27 protein-coding genes and 1 tRNA gene are annotated in these 23,717 nt (G+C 60.6%); 12 read left to right on the top strand and 16 right to left on the bottom strand.

Annotation, left to right across the window (positions count from 1 at the left end):
- Nucleotides 1-88: 88 nt before the first annotated feature.
- The 3 genes from BLV27_RS06095 to BLV27_RS06085 form a co-directional block, all read right to left on the bottom strand.
- On the bottom strand, nt 89-1,162 hold the full coding sequence (locus BLV27_RS06095; RefSeq protein WP_139176564.1) for a PLP-dependent cysteine synthase family protein: 1,074 nt from the start codon (nt 1,160-1,162) through the stop codon (nt 89-91).
- 118 nt (nt 1,163-1,280) lie between these two features.
- On the bottom strand, nt 1,281-2,090 hold the full coding sequence (locus BLV27_RS06090) for a hypothetical protein (protein WP_092643943.1): 810 nt from the start codon (nt 2,088-2,090) through the stop codon (nt 1,281-1,283).
- Nucleotides 2,091-2,453: 363 nt separating this feature from the next.
- Nucleotides 2,454-3,374 carry a LysR family transcriptional regulator gene (locus BLV27_RS06085; RefSeq protein WP_244504566.1) on the bottom strand — a complete coding sequence of 307 codons (921 nt, stop codon included), beginning with the start codon at nt 3,372-3,374 and terminating at the stop codon, nt 2,454-2,456.
- On the opposite strand from BLV27_RS06085, the gene gstA reads away from it, so the two are divergent.
- The 6 genes from gstA (at nt 3,345) to BLV27_RS06055 (ending at nt 6,476) form a co-directional block, all read left to right on the top strand.
- Complete coding sequence (gene gstA / locus BLV27_RS06080) at nt 3,345-4,085, top strand: glutathione transferase GstA (protein ID WP_244504565.1); 741 nt, start codon at nt 3,345-3,347, stop codon at nt 4,083-4,085. The genes BLV27_RS06085 and gstA overlap by 30 nt on opposite strands.
- Nucleotides 4,082-4,456, top strand: a complete 375-nt coding sequence (locus BLV27_RS06075; RefSeq protein WP_092643939.1) for a nuclear transport factor 2 family protein — start codon at nt 4,082-4,084, stop codon at nt 4,454-4,456. Before gstA ends, BLV27_RS06075 begins: the two co-directional genes overlap by 4 nt.
- 11 nt (nt 4,457-4,467) lie before the next feature.
- Nucleotides 4,468-4,674: a tautomerase family protein gene (locus BLV27_RS06070; RefSeq protein ID WP_092643937.1), complete on the top strand. Its 207-nt coding sequence runs from the start codon at nt 4,468-4,470 to the stop codon at nt 4,672-4,674.
- Nucleotides 4,675-4,679: 5 nt separating this feature from the next.
- Nucleotides 4,680-5,657 (top strand): NAD(P)H-dependent flavin oxidoreductase, encoded by a 978-nt coding sequence (locus BLV27_RS06065; protein WP_092643935.1) that lies wholly within the window; start codon nt 4,680-4,682, stop codon nt 5,655-5,657.
- 5 nt (nt 5,658-5,662) lie between these two features.
- Entirely contained in the window at nt 5,663-6,073 is a 411-nt protein-coding gene (locus tag BLV27_RS06060; RefSeq protein WP_092643933.1) for a GFA family protein, read from the top strand.
- A gap of 64 nt (nt 6,074-6,137) precedes the next feature.
- A complete protein-coding gene (locus tag BLV27_RS06055; RefSeq protein WP_092643931.1) occupies nt 6,138-6,476 on the top strand; it encodes an NIPSNAP family protein in 339 nt (112 codons plus the stop codon).
- Between the two features lie 662 nt (nt 6,477-7,138).
- Here the strand turns inward: BLV27_RS06055 and BLV27_RS06045 are convergent.
- Nucleotides 7,139-7,225 (bottom strand) — tRNA-Leu (locus tag BLV27_RS06045).
- Nucleotides 7,226-7,368: 143 nt separating this feature from the next.
- On the opposite strand from BLV27_RS06045, the gene lipB reads away from it, so the two are divergent.
- The gene (lipB, locus tag BLV27_RS06040; RefSeq protein WP_092643927.1) at nt 7,369-8,019 is read left to right on the top strand and encodes a lipoyl(octanoyl) transferase LipB; all 651 of its coding nucleotides are present in this window, start codon (nt 7,369-7,371) and stop codon (nt 8,017-8,019) included.
- 54 nt (nt 8,020-8,073) lie between these two features.
- Here the strand turns inward: lipB and BLV27_RS06035 are convergent, their stop codons facing one another.
- Nucleotides 8,074-8,847 carry a hypothetical protein gene (locus BLV27_RS06035; protein WP_092643925.1) on the bottom strand — a complete coding sequence of 258 codons (774 nt, stop codon included), beginning with the start codon at nt 8,845-8,847 and terminating at the stop codon, nt 8,074-8,076.
- A gap of 289 nt (nt 8,848-9,136) precedes the next feature.
- Here BLV27_RS06035 and BLV27_RS06030 point away from each other — a divergent pair, with 289 nt between their 5' ends.
- Nucleotides 9,137-10,810, top strand: a complete 1,674-nt coding sequence (locus tag BLV27_RS06030; RefSeq protein WP_092643923.1) for a cytochrome c oxidase subunit I — start codon at nt 9,137-9,139, stop codon at nt 10,808-10,810.
- Nucleotides 10,810-11,319: a DUF2244 domain-containing protein gene (locus BLV27_RS06025; protein WP_092643921.1), complete on the top strand. Its 510-nt coding sequence runs from the start codon at nt 10,810-10,812 to the stop codon at nt 11,317-11,319. The genes BLV27_RS06030 and BLV27_RS06025 overlap by 1 nt, the downstream gene beginning before the upstream one ends.
- 42 nt (nt 11,320-11,361) lie before the next feature.
- Here the strand turns inward: BLV27_RS06025 and modC are convergent, their stop codons facing one another.
- The 5 genes from modC to BLV27_RS06000 are packed head-to-tail and all read right to left on the bottom strand — an operon-like array spanning nt 11,362 to nt 14,860.
- Nucleotides 11,362-12,423 carry a molybdenum ABC transporter ATP-binding protein gene (modC, locus tag BLV27_RS06020; protein ID WP_092643919.1) on the bottom strand — a complete coding sequence of 354 codons (1,062 nt, stop codon included), beginning with the start codon at nt 12,421-12,423 and terminating at the stop codon, nt 11,362-11,364.
- The gene (gene modB, locus BLV27_RS06015; RefSeq protein WP_092643917.1) at nt 12,423-13,115 is read right to left on the bottom strand and encodes a molybdate ABC transporter permease subunit; all 693 of its coding nucleotides are present in this window, start codon (nt 13,113-13,115) and stop codon (nt 12,423-12,425) included. The genes modC and modB overlap by 1 nt, the downstream gene beginning before the upstream one ends.
- Complete coding sequence (gene modA / locus BLV27_RS06010) at nt 13,112-13,852, bottom strand: molybdate ABC transporter substrate-binding protein (RefSeq protein ID WP_092643915.1); 741 nt, start codon at nt 13,850-13,852, stop codon at nt 13,112-13,114. The genes modB and modA overlap by 4 nt, the downstream gene beginning before the upstream one ends.
- Nucleotides 13,830-14,456 (bottom strand): SDR family NAD(P)-dependent oxidoreductase, encoded by a 627-nt coding sequence (locus BLV27_RS06005; protein WP_092643913.1) that lies wholly within the window; start codon nt 14,454-14,456, stop codon nt 13,830-13,832. Before BLV27_RS06005 ends, modA begins: the two co-directional genes overlap by 23 nt.
- Nucleotides 14,456-14,860: a DUF1178 family protein gene (locus BLV27_RS06000; RefSeq protein ID WP_092643911.1), complete on the bottom strand. Its 405-nt coding sequence runs from the start codon at nt 14,858-14,860 to the stop codon at nt 14,456-14,458. Before BLV27_RS06000 ends, BLV27_RS06005 begins: the two co-directional genes overlap by 1 nt.
- Nucleotides 14,861-14,960: 100 nt before the next feature.
- On the opposite strand from BLV27_RS06000, the gene BLV27_RS05995 reads away from it, so the two are divergent.
- Together BLV27_RS05995 and BLV27_RS05990 are read left to right on the top strand one after the other, a co-directional pair.
- Nucleotides 14,961-15,464 carry a glutathione peroxidase gene (locus BLV27_RS05995; RefSeq protein ID WP_092643909.1) on the top strand — a complete coding sequence of 168 codons (504 nt, stop codon included), beginning with the start codon at nt 14,961-14,963 and terminating at the stop codon, nt 15,462-15,464.
- Entirely contained in the window at nt 15,461-16,588 is a 1,128-nt protein-coding gene (locus tag BLV27_RS05990) for an acetoin utilization protein AcuC (protein ID WP_092643907.1), read from the top strand. The genes BLV27_RS05995 and BLV27_RS05990 overlap by 4 nt, the downstream gene beginning before the upstream one ends.
- 40 nt (nt 16,589-16,628) lie before the next feature.
- On the opposite strand, the gene BLV27_RS05985 is transcribed toward BLV27_RS05990, so the two are convergent.
- The 5 genes from BLV27_RS05985 to BLV27_RS05965 are packed head-to-tail and all read right to left on the bottom strand — an operon-like array spanning nt 16,629 to nt 22,075.
- Nucleotides 16,629-17,714, bottom strand: coding sequence for a mandelate racemase/muconate lactonizing enzyme family protein (locus BLV27_RS05985; protein ID WP_092643905.1), 1,086 nt, complete (start codon nt 17,712-17,714; stop codon nt 16,629-16,631).
- Nucleotides 17,699-18,655 (bottom strand): 2-hydroxyacid dehydrogenase, encoded by a 957-nt coding sequence (locus BLV27_RS05980; protein ID WP_092643903.1) that lies wholly within the window; start codon nt 18,653-18,655, stop codon nt 17,699-17,701. Before BLV27_RS05980 ends, BLV27_RS05985 begins: the two co-directional genes overlap by 16 nt.
- Nucleotides 18,648-19,496 (bottom strand): fumarylacetoacetate hydrolase family protein, encoded by an 849-nt coding sequence (locus tag BLV27_RS05975; RefSeq protein ID WP_092643901.1) that lies wholly within the window; start codon nt 19,494-19,496, stop codon nt 18,648-18,650. Before BLV27_RS05975 ends, BLV27_RS05980 begins: the two co-directional genes overlap by 8 nt.
- Before the next feature lie 38 nt (nt 19,497-19,534).
- Nucleotides 19,535-21,310, bottom strand: coding sequence for an IlvD/Edd family dehydratase (locus BLV27_RS05970; RefSeq protein WP_092643899.1), 1,776 nt, complete (start codon nt 21,308-21,310; stop codon nt 19,535-19,537).
- 24 nt (nt 21,311-21,334) lie between these two features.
- Nucleotides 21,335-22,075 (bottom strand): SDR family oxidoreductase, encoded by a 741-nt coding sequence (locus tag BLV27_RS05965; protein WP_092643897.1) that lies wholly within the window; start codon nt 22,073-22,075, stop codon nt 21,335-21,337.
- 80 nt (nt 22,076-22,155) lie between these two features.
- Here BLV27_RS05965 and BLV27_RS05960 point away from each other — a divergent pair, with 80 nt between their 5' ends.
- A complete protein-coding gene (locus BLV27_RS05960; RefSeq protein ID WP_092643895.1) occupies nt 22,156-23,025 on the top strand; it encodes an NAD(P)-dependent oxidoreductase in 870 nt (289 codons plus the stop codon).
- Here the strand turns inward: BLV27_RS05960 and BLV27_RS05955 are convergent.
- Nucleotides 23,019-23,681 carry a GntR family transcriptional regulator gene (locus BLV27_RS05955; protein ID WP_170831364.1) on the bottom strand — a complete coding sequence of 221 codons (663 nt, stop codon included), beginning with the start codon at nt 23,679-23,681 and terminating at the stop codon, nt 23,019-23,021. The genes BLV27_RS05960 and BLV27_RS05955 overlap by 7 nt on opposite strands.
- Between the last annotated feature and the right edge of the window lie 36 nt (nt 23,682-23,717).

Genomic DNA, 23,717 nt, shown 5'->3' with positions numbered 1-23,717 from the left:
GCTGCCGAGCGCACCAAGGTCCGCAATGCGGGACAAAGCCGTCGCTGGTATTCCAAGCCACCCCGGCCAGCAAAATGCGCGAGCAGCCTCAGTTGTAGATGTGGCCGCCCAGATACTTGACACCATTGTCACAGCCAAAAGTGACCACCCGGTACCCCGTCCCGATTTCGCTGGCGATCTCTAATGCGGCGCAAACATTCAAGCCCGTGGAACCGCCGCCAAAGATACCTTCTTCCCGTGCAAGGCGGCGGCACATATCAAAGCCCCTGTCCTGATCCACGGTTCGCACGTCGTTCAGCGCCGATTTGTCCAGAAACGGCGGGTCGGGAAAGACCGAAATACCCTCGACCTTGTGTCCGCCCGATTTTCCCGTGGTAAGAAGAGGTGATTGTGCGGGTTCGACGGCGATAACCTTCGGACTGACGCCTTGCCCGTGCAATCCGTCAAGGGTTCCCATTAAGGCTGCGCCCGTGCCGACCGCCGCACAAAGGACGTCAAGTCTGCCGTCCAGTGCGCGCGAAATCTCCATTCCCATGGGAACATAACCTCGTCGGACATCCGGAGAGCCGAATTGATCCGCGTAGTAGTGTGACGGTTGCCCAGCCAAGGCCAGTGCCCGCTGTTTCATGCGTTCGGCGAGTTCGTGCGTTATTTTGCCGTCGATACACTTCTCAACCAAAACCTTCGCCCCGAACGCCTCCATCGCCTGCTGCTTGGAGTTTGAAAAGGCGTCCGAAAAGACGGCGACGAACTTCAGGCCCAGTACGCCCGACACGAATGCCAGTGCAGTGCCGGTACTTCCTCCAGTAAATTCGACAACCGTGTCACCCGGAGACAGATCGCCGCGGTCGATGGCGGATGACAGGACAGAAATAGCCATCCTGTCCTTGTAAGAGCCTGTCGGGTTGCCGCCCTCGAGTTTTACCCAAACTTCTGCGGCACCCTTGGGAACGACTTTTCCGAGCCTCACAAGCGGCGTATTCCCGATGGCCGCCAAGCCACCCATACCAATGTCCATGGGGATCCTCCTGCCGCACCGTGCGCTCAATTGGGCACCATTGGAAAGACATTGATCGATGTGGGCTCTGGTTTTTGCATTTGAACCGCTGACCGAAGACCAGCCAGGTGTCGGCTCAGGGCTCAAAGCGGACAGTTGCTGCAATCATCATGAATATCCGCAGGGGTCCAACCGCAGATCCTGCCAGTATCTAGCAACGGCGTCCGCAATGCTGGCGGTTATGCCGTTCCGTCATCAGCGGGCTATGTGACAGGCCTAGGCGCTATTTCGTCATTCTTCCGCTCGCCAAGGCATGCGGATCGGCGCAGCCGATGATCGCAACATCTGCCCGTGAAAGCCCCATTCGAGTGCAGACGGCCTCTGATGGCGCGTTTCCAGGCTCAACGCCGGTCATGAAATCGCCAAAACCGAACCGCGTTTCCATCTCGAGCAGGGCATTTGCCCCCAGAATCAGTGACAGCCGTTGACCGCGCCGCGCAGGATCTGTGGCCAACATACCCCACCAAGCCTGTTCGCCATGCCTGACGTGTTCCTCGTGAGCGTAGGCCGAGGACGCTGCGCAGGAAATGACCTTTGACGCGATATCCAAGGCAACCAAGCAGACCGCCGGCCGGTATAGTCCGCGCAAGACTTCTCCACAGGGAGGCAGGACGCCACAGCCCAAGGCCATCTCGGCCAGAGACGCCATAATATGGCCGGGTGTCGACGCATCCAGGCGAAGCATCTTCACGTCTTCAGGCAGGGACAGGGTCGCGACAACCAGTCGGGCAGCCTCGATGGCGGAGCGTGCACCCTGCCACTTGTCATAATGCATGGGCACCAATCCACGCGACTGCAACGCGGTCTTAATGGCGTCAATCTGGTTCAAAGGAACGGCACCGTAGGCCGCGTTACCCTGAACCTTGGCCAAGGCGGCCAGCTGATCAATGTCGCCGTCTTCTGGCTCGGGCAGGCCAACTGTACGCCCGTAGTAGCTGTAGCGCTTATCTGAACCCAGCAAGGCCGCCATACTTCGGCCCCGTCGCAACACGGCGCGTTGATCGTCGTTTCCAAAGAACTCGTCAGTGAACATGGCCCGACCTTTCTTGACGCGGAAAGGCAAGTCTTGAGGAGTCAAAGATCAAGGGTCAAAGTAAAACTGGGCGTCGACTGATCCGCGCGGTATTGGCCGATGGACTGACAACACTCGATTGCGGATTTGCTCCTGTTTGCAAAGGGCTGTGAAGATGTCGCTCAATATATCCCGCGTGATCGGCGGCTAATGGTCGCCTGTGGCGGCAAATCCTATGCCTGAGTGCCGCGATGCTTTTAGGCAACGAACTACCGCTCAGAGGCCAATAGAACGTGACGCTGCGCAGAGCTTGGACTGTTGCAACGCAAGCCGACTGCCACTCTCCAGAAATCGGGTTTCTGAAATGAAAGGCGAAATGGGACTCTACATTTGGAGCTTCTCCCAGATCGACTGCGCAACAATTCCGACATCCTTGTCGCGCTTACGCATTTGAAAAAGTTGTGACTGTCGTTTTTGATAGCCTTCAACATTGAGAACTACCAAATCACCTCGAGCCAATTCACGATCGATCATATGAGTGGGAATACCGCCCCAACCAAGTTTCGCCAACAATATCTCCTTTTTTGCGGCAAAATCCGATACCGTCCAGCGAAGACCGCCCGGAAGCAGATCCCGGCTCTGAACAAACTCGCCAGTACTGCTATCGGCAACGACAACCTGTGTATAGCCTTGCATCTCGTTGATTGTTTTCATGTGCGAACTTCGTGCGGGTTCGAAGTCTGGATGGGCTACCGGTACAATGGTTACCTGTGAAAAATACAACGCCTCTACTAACTCAACGGGAACACTATCCATAGTTGCGATGATTATGTCAGCGTCATTTCTTAAAAGTCGCTCAATCGGCCCCCCCATGCTTTCCCGCGACAAGCGAATATGGGTGGCTGGATATTCATCCCTAATGGTGCCGATAATTTCAAGAACAGGCTTCAACGGAAACGTGGCCGTAACGGCCAAGTATACCTCTGGCTCCTGCTTGGCGTTAAGATTACTCGCCACAGTGCTCAACTCTTTCATCTGCTGCAATACGCGTGTGGCTTGCCGATAAAACACTTCTCCTGCCCGAGTTAGGGTAGGTCTGTACTCTTCACGCGAAAGCAGAATGATATCGATCTCGGTTTCAAGGTTTTTGAGCATGTGACTAACGGCGGATTGGGATTTGTTGAGTCTCTCGGCTGCGCCTCGAAAGGTCCCTTCTGTGACGATGGCGTGCAGCACTATCAACTGTTCAAATTTCATGGCCCAGTTCATCTCATCTTGCTCAACACGATCTATAATATAGATCATCAAATTGAAAAATCAATATTATTAATGGGCCATCTGGAACGGTATCGCTTTCGAACCGATACGACGTACCTCAGAAAAGGACCGATCATGAAACTTCACTACAAGCCCGGCGCGTGCTCGTTGGCATCTCACATCATCCTCAACGAACTCGGTGTCGCTTTTGAACTCGACAAAACAGATACCGACACCAAGAAGACCGAGGCGGGTCAGGACTTCCTCAAGATCAGCCCGAACGGCTATGTTCCTGCCCTGGTCACCGACGCTGGTGACATCATCACGGAAAACCCTGCTGTGCTACAGTATCTGGCCGATCAGGCCCTCGATGCCGGACTTGCGCCGCCGAACGGCACGCTGGAGCGCACACGGCTTCAGGAAGCCCTTAACTTTGTGTCGTCCGAACTGCACAAGTCTTTCAGCCCGTTCTTTTCGGGTACTGAGCTTGATGGCGACGCAAGGCAGAAAGCCGAGGCTGGTGTCCAACGCCGCGCCGCACATATTGAACGAAACCTCGCAGACGGTCGCGCCTTTCTTCTAGGTGACACTTTCACCGTCGCGGACGCCTATGCTTTTGTGGTGCTCAACTGGGCTGGTTTTGTCGGGGTGAGCCTTGACGCGCATCCAAAAACCCAAGCTTACGTGGCGCGTATCGCGGCGCGCCCTGCCTCGATCAAAGCGATGGTCGCAGAGGGTCTTATGGAGCAGGCTGCATGACTGTATTTGCCGCAGTAACCGACGTGTTGGAGACCTATTTCGATGGTCTCTACCACGCCGACATTGAAAGGCTGGGGAACGCATTTCATCCAAAAGCGATCTATGCAACGGCGGATGAAACACCGCTTTTGTATCGCACGATGGATGAATATCTTCCGGTGGTGGCGAAACGCGTATCCCCGGCTTCGCGCGGCGAAGTCCGGCGCGACGTGATCGAATCCATAGAGTTCGCGGGCGAGAATACTGCCTTTGCCCGCGTACGGTGTTCGATTGGCACGAAGGATTTCATCGACTTCCTGACCCTTGTGCGTACCAATGGCACTTGGAAGATCATGACCAAGATCTTCCAGATAACCGAACGTGAGAGCTGAAAGGAACTCATATGCCCTACGTAAACATCAAAATAACCCGCGAGGGCGTAACCACTGATCAGAAAGCCGAGTTGATCAGTGGCGCTACCGACTTGCTGGTTCGCGTTCTGAACAAGAACCCTGCGACGACCTTCGTTACCATCGACGAAGTCGAGCTTGAGGATTGGGGCGTTGGTGGCCTGCCGGTCGAACAATACAGACGCAAAGCCGCGAGTTAACCGAAATGTCCATTACCACACCCCTCTGCGGTTTGTTTGACATCGAACATCCTGTTCTTTCGGCACCAATGGCGGGTGTCAGCGGCGGCGCACTTGCCGCCGCTGTAAGCCGGGCTGGCGGCCTGGGACTTATCGGTGGTGGCTACGGCGATGCCGATTGGCTCAACCGCGAATTCGACGCGGCGGGAAATGCGCGTATTGGCGTGGGCCTGATCACGTGGTCTCTGGCACGTCAGCCGCACTTGCTGGACCTGGTGCTCGACCGAGCGCCCGCCGTGCTGATGCTCTCGTTCGGCGACTTTCAACCATTTCTCCCCAAGATCAGGGGCGGACAGACCAAACTAATCGTTCAGGTTCAGACACTGGACCAAGCGCGCAAAGCTTTGGAAGCTGGTGTCGATGCCATCGTGGCACAGGGCACCGAGGCGGGCGGACATGGCGGTAGCAGAGCGACATTCCCTTTCGTTCCAGCAGTCGTGGATATCGCAAAAGAAATACCGGTGATAGCAGCTGGAGGCATCGCCGACGGGCGGGGTTTGGCTGCGGCACTGGCACTCGGAGCTTCAGGTGCCTTGTGCGGAACCGGATTCTTTGCCAGCGACGAGTCCCTTGCAAGCGAAAACGCCAAACAAACCGCCATCAACGGCTCTGGTGATGATACCGAGCGCAGCTCCGTATTCGACATGGCACGCGGTCTTGATTGGCCTGCCGACTGGAATATCCGAACGCTGCGAAACTCCTTTACCCGGCGATGGAGCGGGGATACCGAGGGCCTCACGAAAATTCTCAGCGAGGAGCAAGCGCGTTTTGAGGCCGCTCGGACTGCCGACGATACAGACATCGCCCCGGTGATTGTCGGGGAAGCCGCTGATCTCATTAGAGCTATCGAACCCGCGCAAGACACGCTCCACGCAATGATTTCGCAGGCTGAAGAACATTTGCGACGGATAAGCAGTCTAGTTGAGCCAAATAAGATCGGATAACGACGATGACGAAAATCAAGGGGCGCTGCCTTTGCGGAGCAATTTCATTCGAGGTCGCAAATACCTTTGAAAAGCTGTTCATGTGTAGCTGCGATCAGTGCCGCCAAATCACCGGCTCAGCTTTTGCATCTAACCTGTTCGTCAGCATCGAAGAGTTCGACTGGCTCAAGGGTGCCGACGATGTTGTAAATTACCAATTGCCCGGGCGAGATATTTCCAAGTCGTTCTGCCGGGTCTGCGGGTCCGGTGTTCCTTGGTCCAGCGACGACGGAACCAAGATGATCGTTCCTGCCGGATCGTTAAGTGAGCCCGCGATCGTCGCCGAACGGGTTAGAATATTCACCTCTGAGCAACCTTCATGGGCGTCGAATCTGGAGCAGGTTCCCGCACACGCGGAATTCCCAAAGCTCCGGTAATTGGGACCTAAGGTACCAAATTAACGGCGACGGGTTTCGGCGATACATTGCAATCGGAAACATCATGATAACCTGTCACGTGACCTACAAGATTGATCCCGAAAAAGTCGCTGAATTCGAGGTCTATGCAAGTGCGTGGATCCCTCTTGTAGAACGATTTGGGGGCTCGCATCACGGATACTTCCTGCCACATGAAGGACCGAATGACCTAGCCTTTGCGGCATTTTCATTTACATCCCTCGCGGCTTACGAATCCTATCGGACAGAAAGTTCTGCCGACCCAGACTGCAAAGCGGCCTATGATTTCGCCGTTAGAACCAGATGCATCCTGCGATACGATAGACACTTTCTGCGACCGGTTTTGGAAGGTGATGCCTCAGGCGTCCGCGATCAGCAGGTTTAGCGCGACGTTCACTTTCCCGCGCAATGGAAAACGCCGGATACCACGATATTTAAGCTCCCGGCCGGGCACGATCGCCAGAAAATATAACTCTTGCGAAGCTGAGGGTAGCTGGCCGCTTTTGCCGCTCGGAGCGAACCCAGGCTGACATCGTCTTTGCATGTTCTTTCATAGGCATTGGTGCATTTGCGGCGAAAGGCAAATTCCTGATGCGCTGGTACCGGCCATTGGTATTCCTGCCGCGAATTGGTGCTGCATCCCGCAAACCGGACCTGAATGCAGCTCGCAGCAGACGATCGCTTTCCGCCCTTTCTTTCGCGGCGTCCATTCTGCACCAGACGAACATGCGAGCCTTCAGTCTTGGCTGCGTGCGGCCCTGGGCCCCTTGGAGCATCGACCTCGGCCTTGGAAGCGAAGCCCTCCAAACGCAAAAACCCAGATCGCATGAGGCGACCGAAGTATTCGGGATCAGCCGCGCGAAACTCAATCGCTTGGCGAAGACCGGCAAGATCGCTACGCGCAGGCGAGAGGCAACGCCGTACGTCCGAGAAGGGGAGATGATCGCCTATAGCAAGAGATGAGCCCGCAGAAAGCGCGCCAGCTTGAGGGTCAAGTTGCGGACCAGACCCGAAATTATTCGTAATAATTGATTTACCTGACGGACGTGGTGCGGTCGGGGGGACTCGAACCCCCACGAGTGTTACCTCACAGCGACCTCAACGCTGCGCGTCTACCAATTCCGCCACGACCGCAGTCGCCCGTCAGGTTGGCGCGGGATAGCCGCGTCGCGTCGGAAAGGGAAGAGCTTTTTACACACAGTCTTCGGTGATTTGCGCTCGGGTTCCGCAAGGCGCAAATACGTTGGCAACCGACCCGCGAATCCCAAGGCTGACCGATGCAACCCGACTGGATCACTTCCGACGCCCCCGTGGCCTATCCTGATGCTTTGGCCGCGATGCAGGCACGCGTCGCAGACATTCAGGCGGGCACCGCGAACGAGGCGATCTGGCTGCTGGAGCATCCGCCGCTTTATACAGCCGGCACGTCGGCCAAGCCCGCAGACCTGACCGATCCGGCACGGTTCCCGGTGTTCGATGCGCGGCGCGGCGGTCAGTACACCTATCACGGCCCCGGCCAGCGGGTCGCCTATTGCATGCTGAACGTCGGCGCGCGGGGCCGCGACGTGCGCGCCTTCGTCGCCGGGTTGGAGGCCTGGGTGATCGACGCGTTGGCGGAATTCGGACTGACCGGGCACATCCGCGAAGGTCGCGTGGGCGTCTGGATTGAGCGACCCGACAAAGCGCCCCTGCCCGATGGATCAATGCGCGAAGACAAGATCGCGGCGATCGGCATCAGGCTGTCCAAATGGATCAGTTTCCATGGCATTTCCATCAATGTGGAGCCGGACTTGAGTCATTTCGACGGAATAGTCCCCTGCGGGATCACCGACCACGGGATAACGTCGCTTGTAGACCTGGGACTGCCGGTCACCCTGCACGACCTTGATGCGGCGCTGAAACGAACGTTTGCGGCGCGCTTTCCCTGATTTACAGGCTACGGGGAGGGCCCGCGCCCGGTCAGCCGGACGCGGGCATTTGTTTCAGGTGGTGATCCACTCGCCCGACGGATCTTCGATCGGCGCGACGATGATCGTCTCACCGCCGTAAAGCGGTTGCTCCGCTTCGATCATGGCCCCGATTTCCTCTTCGACAGAGACGTCGAGGATCATTTCGCCGCCAAGACCTTCGCCGTTGATCGGGTCGGACAAGAAGACGAATTCGTCCTCAAGCGGGATTTCCTCCACGATAATTATGTCTTCACCGACGGTTGGACCTTCCTCCTCGATGGGGGGCTCTTCCAAGATCGGACCTTCCGGCTCAGGCTCAGAAATGGGTTCGGCGATACCGCCGATTTTCAGAGATCCGTCGCGCTCCCCGTCAATTTCGCCGACCGACGTCAGGCGTACGGCTGAATCCTGCATCAGGAAATCTTCAATCTCGAGCGTTTCGGTTTCGTGGGACAAGAAGAAGCTCGTCGACTGGATGTCGTCATCGCCGATACCCTGCGTACCGAACTGGACGCCCATGTCGAACGCTCCGAATTCCTTGAGAACCTCTCCCTTGATCGTCGTGAAATTGTCGACCTTTGTGACGGCGTCTGCGTCGAACTCGAACGCGGTGACATCCGTCCCGGTAACGCTCAGACCTTCGGTAAGATCGTCGTCAAGAATATCAAGATAAAGCGCGTTGAGATCGCCAATCGTTCCGCTGTCTCCAAGGACTTCGAGGTCGAACGTCAAGCCACCGTCCATTTCGGTGATGATCACGCGAACGGTGACGTCTCCACCTGTGATGTCGTAGGAAAAACTGCTCATGAATTGGGCTCCGGGGTTTTCGTCATTTCGTAAGGATTAAGGATCGAGACGGCAGCACCTCGCCCGTTTCGTGTCGAAAGCAGTCAAGAAAACGCAGGATTTCTGGATAATCCGGGCCGTTTGGGTTGATTGTCGCTGCGGACCGGCACGGCCTGCGTCAATTTTCCCGGTCCGCGCGACGACTTGTGCCGTTGCCGTCGCGGGCCACGATGGCTAGAACGCCCCAGTAACGGTAGGGTGAATCTAATCCCGCCGAAGAATCGTATTTCACGTCACGGGGAGCGACCGCATGGCTGACGCTGCACACGCCGGACACGACACGCACGAGAAGCCCGGCTTCTTTACGCGCTGGTTCATGTCCACAAATCACAAGGATATCGGGATCCTTTACCTGTTCGTCTCCGGACTTGCGGGTTTTATCTCGGTTGCCTTCACCGTCTACATGCGGATGGAGTTGATGGACCCCGGCGTCCAGTACATGTGCCTCGAGGGCGCGCGGATGACCGCCGCCGCTGCTGGCGAATGTACCCCGAACGGGCACCTCTGGAACGTCCTGATCACCGGCCACGGCATCCTGATGATGTTCTTCGTGGTTATCCCCGCGCTGTTCGGTGGTTTCGGCAACTACTTCATGCCGCTCCATATCGGCGCGCCGGACATGGCATTTCCGCGTCTGAACAACCTGTCCTTCTGGCTGTTCGTTGCTGGAACGTCGCTGGCGGTCCTTTCGGTCTTCGTGCCGGGCGGCAACGGACAAACCGGATCCGGCATCGGCTGGGTGCTCTATCCGCCGCTGTCCACGACGGAACAGGGGTACTCGACCGACATCGCGATCTTCGCCGTTCACGTATCCGGTGCGTCGTCCATTCTGGGCGCGATCAACATCATCACCACCTTCCTGAACATGCGCGCACCGGGGATGACCCTGCACAAGGTGCCGCTGTTTGCTTGGTCGATTTTCGTGACCGCATGGCTGATCCTTCTGGCCCTGCCCGTGCTGGCCGGCGCGATCACCATGCTGCTGACCGACCGTAACTTCGGAACGACGTTTTTCGACCCGGCGGGTGGCGGCGACCCCGTGCTTTACCAGCATATCCTGTGGTTCTTCGGTCACCCCGAAGTCTACATCGTGGTCCTGCCTGCCTTCGGCATCGTGAGCCACGTCGTCTCGACCTTCTCCAAAAAGCCGATCTTCGGTTACCTGCCGATGGTCTACGCCATGGTGGCGATCGGTGGTCTGGGCTTCGTCGTCTGGGCGCACCACATGTACACCGTGGGCATGTCGCTGACACAGCAGGCGTATTTCATGGTCGCGACGATGATCATCGCGGTGCCCACCGGCGTTAAGATTTTCTCGTGGATCGCAACGATGTGGGGCGGCTCGATTTCCTTCAAGACGCCCATGCTTTTCGCAATCGGGTTCATTTTCCTGTTCACCGTGGGCGGCGTCACCGGCATCGTCCTGTCGCAGGCGGGCATCGACCGGGCGTACCACGACACCTATTACGTTGTGGCGCACTTCCATTACGTGATGTCGCTGGGGGCGGTGTTCGGTATCTTCGCCGGTATCTACTACTGGATCGGCAAGATGAGCGGTCGCCAGTATCCCGAATGGGCCGGCAAGCTGCACTTCTGGGCGTTCTTCATCGGTGCGAACCTAACGTTCTTCCCGCAGCACTTCCTGGGCCGTCAGGGCATGCCGCGCCGCTATATCGACTATCCGGATGCCTTCGCGCTCTGGAATGCGGTGTCAAGCTGGGGTGCATTCCTGTCCTTCGCCTCGTTCCTCTTCTTCATCGGCGTCGTCTTCTACACGATCTTCGCCGGCAAGAAGATCACGGAGAAGGCGTACTGGGGCGAGCATGCAGACACGCTGGAGTGGACATTGCCCAACCCGCCGCCCGAGCACACCTTCGAGCAGCTTCCGACCCGCGACATGTGGGACAAGCAACCGGGTCACTGATGCCCTACAAGGTCACCATAGACCGACAGGAGGCCCCGGTATCGCCCGGGGCCTTTCTGTATCAAGTGGAGCTCTGGCCCCACCAAAGCCTGACCGGCAACGGCTTCGTCTGGATCATCGGCGGCACCTTCGTCATGGCGATGCTGCCTCTTTTCGCATTGTTGGGCACGGTTGTCCTCTGGGGGATACTACCCTTCGCGATGATCTCTGTCGGCGCGCTCTGGTGGTCGTTGAACCGTTCCTGGCGCGACCGCGACATCCTCGAAACCTTCACTGTCACGAATGACACGGCCCGCCTGACCCGGCAACAGCCCGACGGCACCCTGCTTACATGGGAAGCGAATTCCTACTGGGTGCGCGTCAAACGCCATGACAAGGTGAACAGGATTGTCGACTACCTGACGCTGGAAGGTGGGCCCCGGAAGGTCGAGATCGGTGCCTTCCTGACGCCCGAGGAACGGCGCAGCCTTCAGGCCCTGATCGACCGCAAGCTGGCCCAGATCGCCTAGTATGGTCCCTGTCTGAGCCCAGTCGTGGGTCGCCTCAAAGTGTCATCTTGATCCCGTCAGCCCCACATCCGCGCGCGCGACACCGCTCGTCTTGATGACCGCCCAGACCCGTTGGCCGGGTTTCAGGTGCAGCCGTTTCAGCGACCGTTGGGTGATACGCGCCAGCAGCGCGCCATCCCCGGATGTCAGGCGCAACATCACGCCCGGCCCCTGCCCTGCCTGCACCTTCGCGATCATCATCGGAAGGATATTGAGCGCAGACAATCCGGTCGGCGGTTCGGTCGCGATCATAACGTCCTCCGCCCGGATGCGGACGCGGACGGCCCTTGCGTGCGGCCCGACCCCGGCGACTTGCAAGGCACCGACAGGCGTTTCGACTGTTGCCAGCCCGTCGGCATGGCCCGTGACCAGCCCGTCCAGCACTGCCCCCGCCTGCGAGGGACCCATCAGCGCCGCAGCCGCCGGATCGGACAGCACCTCGGCCAACGGACCGGAGCGGACAACGCGACCGCCCTCGATCAGCACGAGCATATCGGCCAACCGCGCCACTTCCTCGATCGCGTGCGAGATGTAGAGGATCGGCACCCCGGCATCGCGCAACCCCTCCAGCCAAGGCAGCACTGCCTCCCGACGGCGCGCATCAAGCGCAGCGAGCGGTTCGTCCAAAATCAGCAGACGCGGCTGACGAAGCAACGCCCGTCCAATCGCGACACGCGCGGCCTCCCCTCCAGAAAGACCGGCCGGGCGGCGCTTGAGAAGTGGAACAATTCCCAGCATCTCCGCGACCCGCCCAGGATCGGTTCCACGCGCGGCACCGTACAGCAGGTTCTGACGCACGCTCATGTGTGGAAACAAACGGGCTTCCTGAAATACGTACCCGATACCGCGCCGATGAGCCGCGACATCGGTGTGCGCGTCGAACAAGACACGACCGTCCAATGCGATGCGACCAGAGTCCGGTCGCGCCAAGCCCGCAACGCATCGCGCAAGGCTTGTCTTGCCCGCACCCGACGGCCCGAATACCGCAGTCACCCCTGGCGAGGCCTTCAGCGCCATGTCCAGTGTGAACGTCCCGACCGTTCGCATGATCGACAGCTCCAGCATCAGCGCCCCGCGACCCGCGCAGCAATGCGCGGGGCCAGCCAGTTCGACACCAACACCGCGCCTATGGCCACCGCTACCGCGATCAGGACCAGCCCACGCAGCGCCGCGCCCCCGTCCGGCACCTGAAGGAATGCGTATATTGCCGAGGGTAAGGTCCGCGTTTCACCGGGAATAGAAGCGACGAAGGTAATCGTCGCACCGAATTCGCCAAACGCCTTGGCAAAACCCAACGTCACACCGGCCAGCACCCCCGGAGCCGCCAGCGGCAAGGTCACCGTGCGCCACACCTTCCAAGAGGACGCCCCGAGCGTCGCGGCTGCTTCCTCCAACTTGGGGTCGACAGCCTCGAAAGCCAGACGGATCGAGCGGACCATAAGCGGAAAGGCCATGATCCCGGCGGCCAGCGCCGCACCGGTCCAACGGAACGCGAGGCCCAGGCCCAACGGCTCCAACACGCCGCCCAACGGCCCCGCCCTCGAGAACAGGAGGAGAAGCGCATAGCCCGTGACAACCGGCGGCAGCACCAGCGGCAGATGAACCGCCGCATCCAGCAGGCCCCGCCCCGCAAAGCGGCCGCGGGCCAGCAGATGCGCAACCCAGATCGCCAGCGGCAACGACAAGATCGTCGCCGAAATCGACACCCTGAGCGACAGCATCAGCGCCTCCCACGCCTCGGGCGGCAGGTCGATCATGGGGCGAATCCATGGGCGGCAAGAATCTCGGTCGCCCCTGCAACATGATCAAGAAAAACCGTCGCGTCCGGTCGCCCCGAAACTACAGCCCCCGGATAGACGATTGGCGCATGCGCCGTGGATGGAATCCGCGCCGCAATCTCCACGTCCGTGCCGACCACATCCGACGCATAGACCGCCCCCAGGGCCACATCGCCCCGCGCGACGTAGGCAAGCGCCGCGCGCACGTCTTCCGTAAGGATCAGCCGGTTGGAAAGTGCAGTCCACAGGCCCAGCGTCTCGAATGCGTGCCGGGCATAGCGTCCGGCGGGCACCGACAGCGGGTCGCCCATGGCCAGTCGTCCCGTCCCGAGCGCGCGCATCACACCGTCGCGGGTCAACGCGACCGGACCCACACCGGGCGCGCCGGCCAGAACCAGCCGGTTGCGCGCGATCACCCGAGCGGTGCCGGACAGGACACCTTGGCCGACAAGCCAGTCCATCCAATCGGTCGCCGCCAGGATCACAATATCCGCCGGCGCACCCGCCGCCACCTGGCGTGCGATTGAGCCGCTGCCGCCATAAGCCAATGCCACATCCCAGCCTTTGGCAATCTCATCCAGCGCAGGTTTCAGACTTGCCGCCGCAAAGACGGTCACGGGACGCTCCGCCGCCCGCACGCCGCCGACCCAGATCAACGCCAGCGCCGAGCCCAGTAGTCCGCGGCGCGTGATGTCAGAACGGATGGGGTTGGCCATCGTAGGTCTCGAAAGCGCCGCTTCGGGTCATGTCCAAGGCCTCGAACCGGTCCCAAAGGCCGCGAGCCGAGTCCGCGACCGCTACGGCGGCGCTATCACCGCCCATATCGGTCTGCACCCAACCGGGGTGATATATGCCAACCGCCACGCCCCGCGCCCGCAACGCATCGCTGAGCGTCAGGCCAAGGTTTATCACCGCCGCCTTGGACGCGCGATAGGCAAAACTGTCGCCCGTCGCCTTGGTCGATGAACCCATCTGCGACGCGATCACCGCGATCCGACCGCCCTCGGTCAGGTTGCGCAGCTGTGCCTGCACAGTCAGGAACACGCCTGTTACATTGACCGCAAAGGTCGCGTTCAGGTCGTCCGCGGTCAGGGTGTCCACGGTCTTGCCGCGGTCAATGAAAACGCCCGCATTGCAAACCACCAGTTCCAGCGCACCGACCTGCGCAGCGACACGCGTCTGTGCTTTCGGGTCGGTGACATCCAGCAGCAGACCATCGCCCGACCGCACCGTGCCAAGCATCACGTGCCCGCGCGCGCGCCCCTCGGTCATCAACGCGGCCCCGATGCCACGCGAAGCCCCGGTAACGAGTGTACGCATCAGTTCGCTTTCGATTTCGGCAGGAACGGCAAAGGGGCAATCGGGACGCCGTCGTCCAGAAGGCCCTTGATCTGCTGGGCATTCGCCTCGCCATAGATCGGCTTGTCGACCTTGGTCTCATGAAGTTTCCGCGCTTCATCGGTGAAGCGGCCACCAACATAAGTCGCTTCGCTCTCGATCTTCTTACGCAGGGCGGCCAGCTTGGTCTCAGCGTCTGACGTAGGCGCAGTGAGGGGCCTTTTGGTGTCAACCTTGGGGGCCATCAGGGCCTTCTCGACCGCATCCGAACCACATATCGCACAGCTGATCATACCTTTCGCGACCAGCGCATCAAAGGCATCGGCGGATTGGAACCAGCTCTCGAAGCCGTGGCCATCCTTGCATTTCAGCGAATAGCGGATCATCGCAAGTCCTATTGATAATATCCTCTCAATCTAGGTTCTTTTACACCCGACGCAAGCGAGTGACCTTGATCGGGCGGGCGTCACGGCTACTCTCCTCCCCATGCGACTATTACTGGCCCTTCTCTTCCTCACCTGCCCCGCCGCCGCGTTCGAGTTCGACGCCCTCGAAGGCGGTACCATCGACCTCGACGCTTTGCGCGGTCGTGCCGTCCTTGTTGTAAACACGGCGTCGCTCTGCGGATTTACCGATCAGTACGCGGGACTTCAGGCTTTGCAGGACACCTACGGCGACGCCGGCCTGACCGTCATCGGCGTGCCGTCGGACGATTTTCGTCAGGAACTTGGAACGGAAGCGGAAGTCGCCGACTTCTGCGAAGTGAATTACGGCCTGACGATCCCGCTAACGACGATCACCCCCGTGATCGGCGACGGCGCGCACCCGTTCTACCGCTGGTTGGCCGATACCCAGGGCATGGCCCCTACCTGGAACTTCAACAAGGCGCTGCTGGACTCGTCGGGCGCATTGGTCGCCTTCGAGGGCGCGGGAACGCGGCCGCAATCGCCCCGCATGATCCGCGCGATTGAGGCCGTTTTGCCGGAATGACGCCGCTGTTGCTCGGATCGGAGATCTATCGCGGCTCCTCCTACGGTAAATGGCACCCACTGCGCGTACCCCGCGTCTCCACCGTGCTGGATCTGACCCGTGCGATGGGCTGGCTTCCCGCCGCCCAGTTCCGCACGTCGCCCCGCGCCAAACCTGCCGCGCTGACCGTCTGGCACACGCCCGAATACCTTGCGGCGCTGCAAAGCGCAGAAACGACCGGGGCAGTGGACAGCGGCACGCGTGATCGACACGGCCTCGGCACCAATTCCAACCCCGTCTTCGCCGAGATGTATCGCCGCCCGGCCACGGGTGCCGGTGCCTCGCTTCTGGCCGGAGAGCTGCTGCGTGACGGGGGGCGCGTCCACAACCCCGGCGGCGGGACGCACCATGGAATGCCCGACCGGGCGAACGGCTTCTGCTACCTGAATGACGCTGTGCTGGGCATCCTGTCGTTGCGCCGAAACGGCGTGCGGCGCATTGCCTATATCGACATCGACGCGCATCATATGGACGGCGTGGAACATGCGTTTTCCGACGACCCGGACACTCTGCTGATTTCCACCCACGAAGAGAGGCGCTGGCCCTTCACCGGCGCACTGATGGATGCGGGCATCGGACAGACATTTAACCTGCCGCTGCCCCGCGCAACGAACGATACCGAATTCGCCCATGTCCGCGACCGCCTGATCCGGCCCGCGGTCGAGGCCTTCGGCCCAGATGCCATCGTCCTGCAATGCGGGGCCGACGCAGTGGAGGAAGACCCGCTGTCGCGCCTGACTTTGTCTAATAACGCGCATTTCGACACGCTGGCGGCGCTGACGCCGCTGGCACCCCGGTTCCTGTTGCTGGGCGGGGGCGGATACAATCCGTGGTCGGTCGGGCGGCTCTGGTCAGGGGCCTGGGCCGTTTTGTCCGATCAGGATATTCCAGACCGCCTGCCCCCGAATGCGGAGGCCGTACTGCGCGGGTTGCGGTTCGACGGCAATTCGCGGGGCAAGAACCCGCCTGATCATTGGTTCACCACCATTCGGGACGCGCCCCGTTCAGGCGTGATCCGGGGCGAAGTCTGGGACCGCGTGGCGCACCTTGCAGCGCGGATCGGGACCATGCCCAAGGCAGGTTGAGTACCGACCCGGCACCCGACGACTATCCCATGGAACGGCGTCAGGCGCGCTCGAACGGTGCCAGTCTGCCCCAATCGAAGACAACGCCCGTGCCGGGATCCGACGGCGCGACGGCCTGCGCGTTTTCCAACACAAGCGGCCGCGTGGTGTAGCGGTCGATGGGAAAACTGTGCACCTCGATCAAGCCGGGATTTTCCTGGGCTGCCACCAACGAGACGTGCAATTCCTGCATCCCGTGCGAACAGACCGGCAGGCCCGCCGCCCGGCACATCGCCGCCACGCGCAGCCAGCCGGTGATACCGCCGCAGTTGCTGGCGTCAGGTTGCAGGTAGCTCAGCTTGGATTGGGCCAAGGCATAGCCAAACTCATACTCGGTATGCAGGTTCTCTCCCATGGCCAGCGGGCAGCCCGTCGCGTCGTGGATGCGCCCATAGCCGGCGTAGTAGTCTGGGATAATCGGCTCCTCGAACCAGAGGATGTCCTGATCCATGAAACCCTTGGCCGCCTCGATCGCCTGCGCCTCGGTCAGGGAATAGTTCGCATCGACCATAAAGGCGCGGTCGTCGCCGATCACCTTGCGAACGGCGGCGGCGCGGGCCTGATCATCGGGACGCCCGACCTTGATCTTCACGCCGTCGAATCCGCGCTCAAGATAGCCTTCTATCGACATCAGAAGTTTGGGCAGCTCAAAGCCAAGGTCGATCCCCCCGGCATAGGCCCCGCACCTGTCAGACGCGCCGCCGGCCATCAGCACCAGGCTATGGCCGCGCAATTTACCGCGAATGTCCCAAAGCGCAATATCCACGGCGGATATGGCGAACGAAGCGATGCCGCCGCGCGCCACGTAATGCACGTGCCATTGCATCGCATCGTAAAGCAGGTCCGGGTCCGCCGCCTGCTCCATCAACATGGGGACAAGATCGTCGCGGATCATCGCCACGATCGCCGTGCCCCCCTTGCCGCCGGTGTAGGTATAGCCCGTGCCGGACAATCCGTCCGACGTGGTGATCGTGCAGGTCACAAGCTGGAAATGCGTGTGGTCGCCGTGCTTGGCGTCCACCAGCACTTCGTCAAGCGGCACGTCGAACAAACGTGCCGCGACGGAGGTGATCAGAGGTGCTTGCATTCGGGAACGGGCGTCTGCACAGACCCGTCCTTCAGCCATTGCATCAGGTTCGTGACCACAAGGTCACCCATCGCCTGCCGCGTCTCGTGCGTTCCCGAGGCAACGTGCGGAGTCAGGACAACGTTGTCCATTGCCTTGAGCGCGTCCGGGATCTTTGGTTCCTCTTCGAAAACATCCAGGCCCGCGCCGGCGATCTTGCCATCCTGCAACGCCTTGATCAAAGCCGCCTCGTCGCAGACCGACCCGCGGGCCACATTGATGAAGAACCCGTCTGGGCCGAGCTCCTCCAGGACATCCGCGTTCACCATGTGCTTCGTGGACGGCCCGCCCGGCGTGATCGCCACCAGCACCTCCACCGCTGCGGCGCAGGACTTGGCACTGTCGTGGTAGATATAGTCGACATCCTTGGGTGAGCGGGAGTGGTAATGGATCTCCGCGCCGAAGGCCTCGCATCGGTCGGCAATCGTCTGACCGATCCGGCCCAGACCCAGAATGCCGACCCGTCGGTTCTGGACCGAGCGGGTCAGGGGGAAATTCCCCTCGGTCTCCCACTTGCCGCTGCGGGCGTGACGGTCAGACGGGATCAACTGCCGGGATACCGCAAGCCAGAGCATCACGAAGGTATCCGCCACCTCGTCGTTCAGGACGTCGGGCGTGTGCGCCACCTTGATCCCGCGCGCGGCAAAGGCGTCAGCGTCGATGGCATCGTAGCCCACGCCGTAAGACGACACGACCTTCAGGTTCGGCGTCGCGGCAGCAACGTCATCGGGCACACCCCAGTGCCCATTCGTCAGGATCGTCGGATAATCGGCCCCATGCGCGGCAAGAAACCCGGCCCGATCGTCACGGTCGAACAGTATATCGATGTCGAAATCGTCCGAGAGTGCGTCGCGCATGCGGTCGGTTATGGCCCCGATCTGAAGAAGTTTGACCTTAGGCATCCTCACGCACCTCCTGTCGCTGACTGCCGAGCTTGTCGATCCCCAGTTCCATCACGTCGCCGACCTTCAAATAGATAGGTTCGGGCTTCATCCCCATGCCCACGCCCGGAGGCGTGCCGGTCGAGATCACGTCGCCCGGATGCAGGGTCATCAACTGGCTCAGGTGGCTGATGCATTGCGCCACGGTGAAGATCATCGTCGAGGTATTGCCCGTCTGCATCCGCTTGCCATTCACGTCGCAATACATGCCCAGGTTTTGCGGGTCTCCCACCTCGTCGCGGGTAACAAGCCATGGGCCAGTCGGCCCAAAGGTGTCGCAGGATTTGCCCTTGGTCCACTGGCCGGTAAGCTGGGTCTGGAAGTGACGCTCGGACACGTCGTTGATCACGCAGTAACCGGCAACGTAATCCAGCGCATCCGCCTCATCGACGTACTTGCAGGCCTTGCCGATGACGACACCCAATTCGACCTCCCAGTCGGTGTGGGTCGAGCCGCGGGGCATCACCACGTCGTCATTCGGGCCGACGACGGCGCTGGTGGCCTTGTGGAACAAGATAGGGTGTTCGGGGATGTCGGCCCCGGTTTCGGCGGCATGATCGGAGTAGTTCAACCCGATGCACAAGAACTTGCCGATGCCCGACACGCAGGGCCCAAAGCGCACGGGTTGTTCGACCTTCGGCAGTTTCATGGGGTCGACCTTGGACAGGATCTCCAGCGACAGGTCCGTCAGGGCCTCATGCGCGATATCCTCGATCTCTTCCGACAGGTCGCGCAGATCGCCGTTGTGGTCGATCATGCCCGGCTTTTCGGCACCGGGTTCTCCAAAGCGGCAAAGTTTCATCTCTTATCTCCCTGAATTCTCTTGGTCTTTGTATCGGTTCAGTGGTTGTCGCGCGAGACACCCTTTTGCGCTGTACCGCGGTAGGCATCCGCCCCGCGCAGGATCATCCCCTCGGACAGCGGCCCGACCCGCTCTCGGAAAATCTCCTGCCAAGGCGTTTCGCTGTCGGGGGTGAAGGGCCGGTCCGGCAGGGCGGCGCGGCGTCTTTCCAACTCGTCCGCATCCACCAGCATGTCGGCGGTACCGCGGCGCAGATCGATCCGCACCCGGTCGCCTGTGGCCACCAACGCGAGGCCCCCGCCGGCCGCCGCCTCGGGCGAGGCATTCAGGATCGAAGGGCTGCCAGAGGTGCCCGACTGCCGTCCGTCACCGATACAGGGCAGTGCCTGTATGCCCTTTTTGAGCAGATAGGCCGGCGGCCGCATGTTTACGACTTCTGCCGCACCGGGATAGCCGATGGGACCTGCACCGCGCATGATGAGGATGCAATTGTCATCAATATCAAGGTTCTCATCGTCGATCTTCATGTGATAATCTTCCGGTCCATCAAAGACCACAGCGCGCCCTTCGAAGGCCTCTGGGTCGTTTGGATCGGAAAGATAGCGCTTGCGGAACGCATCGGAGATCACGCTCGTCTTCATGATCGCAGACTCGAACAGGTTGCCTTTCAGATTCAGGAAACCCGCGGCCTTCACCATGGGCTGATCGATGGGTTTGATGACATCGGGCAGCTGAGTGGCCAGCCCATCGCAGTTCTCACCCATGGTCTTGCCGTTGACAGTCAGCGCGCCGGGATGCGGCAACATCCCCGCCGCGATCAACTGGCCGGTGACCGCTGGTACACCGCCCGCGTGGTAATAATCCTCGCCCAGGTATTTGCCCGCCGGTTGCAGGTTTGTCAGCAACGGCACATCGTGGCCCAATGCCTGCCAATCATCGTTGTTCAGCGGCACACCCATGTGCCGGGCGATGGCGTTCAGGTGGATCGGCGCGTTGGTCGAACCACCGATGGCGGAGTTAACCACGATTGCGTTCTCGAACGCTTCGCGTGTCATGATGTCGGAAGGCTTCAGGTCCTCATGCACCATACCCACGATCCGCTGTCCGGTCTGGTAGCTGATATGGCCCCGCTGCCGATAAGGGGCCGGAATCGCCGCACTTCCAGGTAGTTGCATGCCCAGCGCCTCGGCCAGAGAGTTCATCGTGGTCGCCGTGCCCATCGTGTTGCAATACCCGACCGAGGGCGTGGAGGAGGCGACGATTTCCATGAACCCCGCGTCGTCGATCTCGCCCGCCGCGTGCATCTCCCGCGCCTTCCAGACGATGGTGCCGGAGCCGGTCCGTTCCCCCTTGAACCAACCGTTCAGCATCGGGCCGACGGACAGTGCGATTGCCGGGATGTTGACCGTCGCCGCAGCCATCAGCAGGGCCGGCGTGGTCTTGTCGCAGCCGATCATCAGGACGACGCCATCCAGCGGATAGCCGTTCAGCGTTTCCGAGAGCGAGAGGTAGGCCAGGTTGCGGTCCAGCGACGCGGTGGGCCGCTTGCCCGTTTCCTGAATGGGATGGACCGGCACTTCAAGCGGCACGCCCCCCGCTTCGATAATGCCATCGCGCACACGTTTCGCCAGTTCGAGATGGTGCCGATTACAGGGGCTCAGATCGCTGCCGGTTTGGGCGATGGCAATGATTGGCTTGTCGCCCTGCAATTCCTCTCGCGTCAGGCCATAGTTCAGATACCGCTCCAGATAGAGGGCGGTCATCTCGCGATTGTCGGGGTTATTGAACCACAGGCGGGAGCGGAGCTTTGACATGAATTTTGCCTCGTAAGGTATTGATTACTGCCCGGACCAGCCGCCATCAATGATATGGGGATGCCCGGTCGTGAAGCCGCTTTCGTCCGACGCCAGATAGGTGACCAACGCCGCGATCTCGGCGGCGGATGCCACCCGGCCCATCGGCTGACGGGACACGAACTGCTCCATCGCCTTGTCCGCCGATCCCAATTGCTCGCCCAGGGCTTTGACACGGTCGTGCCACGACGGGCTCTCGACCGTGCCGGGGCAAATCGCGTTACACCGGATCCCCTGCTTGATGTAATCGACCGCGACCGACTTGGTCAGGCCGATCACGGCCGCCTTCGTCGTGCCGTAGATGAACCGGTTGGGCGCACCGATGACCGAGGAACAGGCCGACGACATGTTGATGATCGACCCGCCCCCGTTGGCAAGCATGATCGGCAGGGCCGCGCGAATGGTGCGGAACATGGATTTGACGTTCAGGTCGAAACCGAATTCCCAGTCGGCATCGGTGGCGTCCTGAACGGTGCCGTGATGAACGAACCCGGCGCAGTTGAACAGGACATCCGGCTGCGCCTTCTGGACCCCGGCATTAACACTGGCATCATTGCGCGCGTCGATCATCAGCGTCTCGCAATCGAGCCCGGCCAACAGGTCGGTGTTCACGTCACTGGCGAAAACCTCCGCCCCTTCGGCAATGAACATCTCGGCGGTTGCGCGCCCAATACCCTGTCCGGCGGCGGTTATGAGGGCGCGTTTACCCTTGAGGCGATCTGTCATCGTGAACTCCGACTGCGAGGATGCCCGCTTGTATACCGGGCTATTGAGTTTCTACTGTGAGCGCAAACAAAGGATACCCCATGACCAAGCTTACCCTTCTCGGAACCGGCCTGATGGGCGCACCGATGTCGCGCAACCTGCTGAGAGCAGGGCATGACCTGAAAGTCTGGAACCGCTCGCGCGAGAAGGCAGCGCCGTTGTCTGCCGATGGAGCCACGGTGTGCGACACGCCGTCCGAGGCCGTGGCCGGATCGCAGATCGTGATCTCCATGCTCTCCGATGGCACAGCCTCCGGGCACGTGCAGCAAGACGCGATGGACGCCTTTGCCCCCGGCGCGATCTGGGTCGAGATGGGGTCGATCAAGCCCGAGGAATCCCGCGCCCATGCCGCGCGCTTCGCCGAACATGGTATCGGATACATCGATGCGCCGGTGTCCGGCGGCACCAAAGGGGCGGAGGGCGCGACGCTGGCTATCATGGCGGGCGGCGACGCGGAAACCTTTGCCAAGGTCAAGCCCGTGCTGTCGGACCTGGGTCGTCCGGTTCACGTCGGACCGGTCGGTGCGGGGCAGTTGTCTAAACTGGCCAATCAGGCGATTGTGGCCTGCACAATCGGGGCTGTCGCCGAAGCGATGCTGCTGCTGGAGCGGGGCGGGGCGGACCCGGCGGCGGTGCGCGACGCCCTGAAGGGTGGCTTTGCCGACAGCACCATCCTGCAACAGCACGGCGCGCGCATGACGGAAGGAAACTTCATTCCCGGCGGGTTGACCAAGTTCCAGATCAAGGACCTCGACAACACCTTGGCCGAGGCCGACGACTTGGGCCTGACGCTGCCGACGGTTACCGCGATCAATGACCGCTTCAAGATCCTGCGCGACCAGATGGACGGGGCCGACCTGGATCATTCGGCGCTGTTCCTGCAGCTCAAAGCACTGAACGGACTTCATTGAGGCACCAATTCGGTGTGGCGCGCCTGATGGTCATAAATGGCCTGGCGCATCGCCGCCTCGTCGTTGGCCGTAGCGGCGTCAACAATGGCCTGATGTTCCTGAACGATGCGGTGAAAATAGCTGGGCACGCAGTTTTTCTCCAGGCCGACCATCTGTTGCCGGAACTGCATGTAGACGCTGTCGAAGGTCTCTAGCAGCGGGGGCAGTCGGCACTCGGACAGCAGGGTCCGGTGGAACGACAGTTCCGCATCCGACCAGATCCCGACGAACGGAATGTCGTCGCGCACCTTGGCGAACTGCTGTTCGATATGCATCAATCGATGATGGGCGGCGGCCAGCGCTGCTTCCCACTCCAACCCGCCGTTCCGCATGGAGGCGACCGCCCCCTCCTGTTCAAGCAAGACGCGGAACCGGGCAATCTCGGCTCGTTTCTGAACGCTGACGTTCCGGGCGCGAAATCCCCGTTGGATCTCGAATTCGACCAGACCGACCTTGGAGAGCTGAAGCAGAACGTCACGGACCGTATTCGCCGAGCATCCATATTCCGCATGCAGCGAAGACGGCATCAATTTCGCGCCGGGCGCGAATCCCCCCGTCAGCAGTCGATGCTGCAAATCTGCATAGATATCGGGCGTTCCGATCCGACTATCCCGCATCAATCTACCTCCTGAAATTTTGATATTCTGGAAAAT

It is taken from the genome of Jannaschia faecimaris (genome assembly GCF_900107415.1).
GTDB lineage: Bacteria > Pseudomonadota > Alphaproteobacteria > Rhodobacterales > Rhodobacteraceae > Jannaschia > Jannaschia faecimaris.
Note: the sequence above shows the minus strand (reverse complement) of the source record. Positions and strands in the feature narration are given on the sequence as shown.

Coding starts and splice junctions, on each gene's coding strand:
- BLV27_RS06090 (WP_092643943.1), bottom strand. CDS start 2,090: ATGTTCACTGACGAGTTCTTTGGAAACGACGATCAACGCGCCGTGTTG.
- BLV27_RS06085 (WP_244504566.1), bottom strand. CDS start 3,374: ATGATCTATATTATAGATCGTGTTGAGCAAGATGAGATGAACTGGGCC.
- BLV27_RS06075 (WP_092643939.1), top strand. CDS start 4,082: ATGACTGTATTTGCCGCAGTAACCGACGTGTTGGAGACCTATTTCGAT.
- BLV27_RS06070 (WP_092643937.1), top strand. CDS start 4,468: ATGCCCTACGTAAACATCAAAATAACCCGCGAGGGCGTAACCACTGAT.
- BLV27_RS06065 (WP_092643935.1), top strand. CDS start 4,680: ATGTCCATTACCACACCCCTCTGCGGTTTGTTTGACATCGAACATCCT.
- BLV27_RS06060 (WP_092643933.1), top strand. CDS start 5,663: ATGACGAAAATCAAGGGGCGCTGCCTTTGCGGAGCAATTTCATTCGAG.
- BLV27_RS06055 (WP_092643931.1), top strand. CDS start 6,138: ATGATAACCTGTCACGTGACCTACAAGATTGATCCCGAAAAAGTCGCT.
- lipB (WP_092643927.1), top strand. CDS start 7,369: ATGCAACCCGACTGGATCACTTCCGACGCCCCCGTGGCCTATCCTGAT.
- BLV27_RS06035 (WP_092643925.1), bottom strand. CDS start 8,847: ATGAGCAGTTTTTCCTACGACATCACAGGTGGAGACGTCACCGTTCGC.
- BLV27_RS06030 (WP_092643923.1), top strand. CDS start 9,137: ATGGCTGACGCTGCACACGCCGGACACGACACGCACGAGAAGCCCGGC.
- BLV27_RS06025 (WP_092643921.1), top strand. CDS start 10,810: ATGCCCTACAAGGTCACCATAGACCGACAGGAGGCCCCGGTATCGCCC.
- modC (WP_092643919.1), bottom strand. CDS start 12,423: ATGCTGGAGCTGTCGATCATGCGAACGGTCGGGACGTTCACACTGGAC.
- modB (WP_092643917.1), bottom strand. CDS start 13,115: ATGATCGACCTGCCGCCCGAGGCGTGGGAGGCGCTGATGCTGTCGCTC.
- modA (WP_092643915.1), bottom strand. CDS start 13,852: ATGGCCAACCCCATCCGTTCTGACATCACGCGCCGCGGACTACTGGGC.
- BLV27_RS06005 (WP_092643913.1), bottom strand. CDS start 14,456: ATGCGTACACTCGTTACCGGGGCTTCGCGTGGCATCGGGGCCGCGTTG.
- BLV27_RS06000 (WP_092643911.1), bottom strand. CDS start 14,860: ATGATCCGCTATTCGCTGAAATGCAAGGATGGCCACGGCTTCGAGAGC.
- BLV27_RS05995 (WP_092643909.1), top strand. CDS start 14,961: ATGCGACTATTACTGGCCCTTCTCTTCCTCACCTGCCCCGCCGCCGCG.
- BLV27_RS05990 (WP_092643907.1), top strand. CDS start 15,461: ATGACGCCGCTGTTGCTCGGATCGGAGATCTATCGCGGCTCCTCCTAC.
- BLV27_RS05985 (WP_092643905.1), bottom strand. CDS start 17,714: ATGCAAGCACCTCTGATCACCTCCGTCGCGGCACGTTTGTTCGACGTG.
- BLV27_RS05980 (WP_092643903.1), bottom strand. CDS start 18,655: ATGCCTAAGGTCAAACTTCTTCAGATCGGGGCCATAACCGACCGCATG.
- BLV27_RS05975 (WP_092643901.1), bottom strand. CDS start 19,496: ATGAAACTTTGCCGCTTTGGAGAACCCGGTGCCGAAAAGCCGGGCATG.
- BLV27_RS05970 (WP_092643899.1), bottom strand. CDS start 21,310: ATGTCAAAGCTCCGCTCCCGCCTGTGGTTCAATAACCCCGACAATCGC.
- BLV27_RS05965 (WP_092643897.1), bottom strand. CDS start 22,075: ATGACAGATCGCCTCAAGGGTAAACGCGCCCTCATAACCGCCGCCGGA.
- BLV27_RS05960 (WP_092643895.1), top strand. CDS start 22,156: ATGACCAAGCTTACCCTTCTCGGAACCGGCCTGATGGGCGCACCGATG.
- BLV27_RS05955 (WP_170831364.1), bottom strand. CDS start 23,681: ATGCGGGATAGTCGGATCGGAACGCCCGATATCTATGCAGATTTGCAG.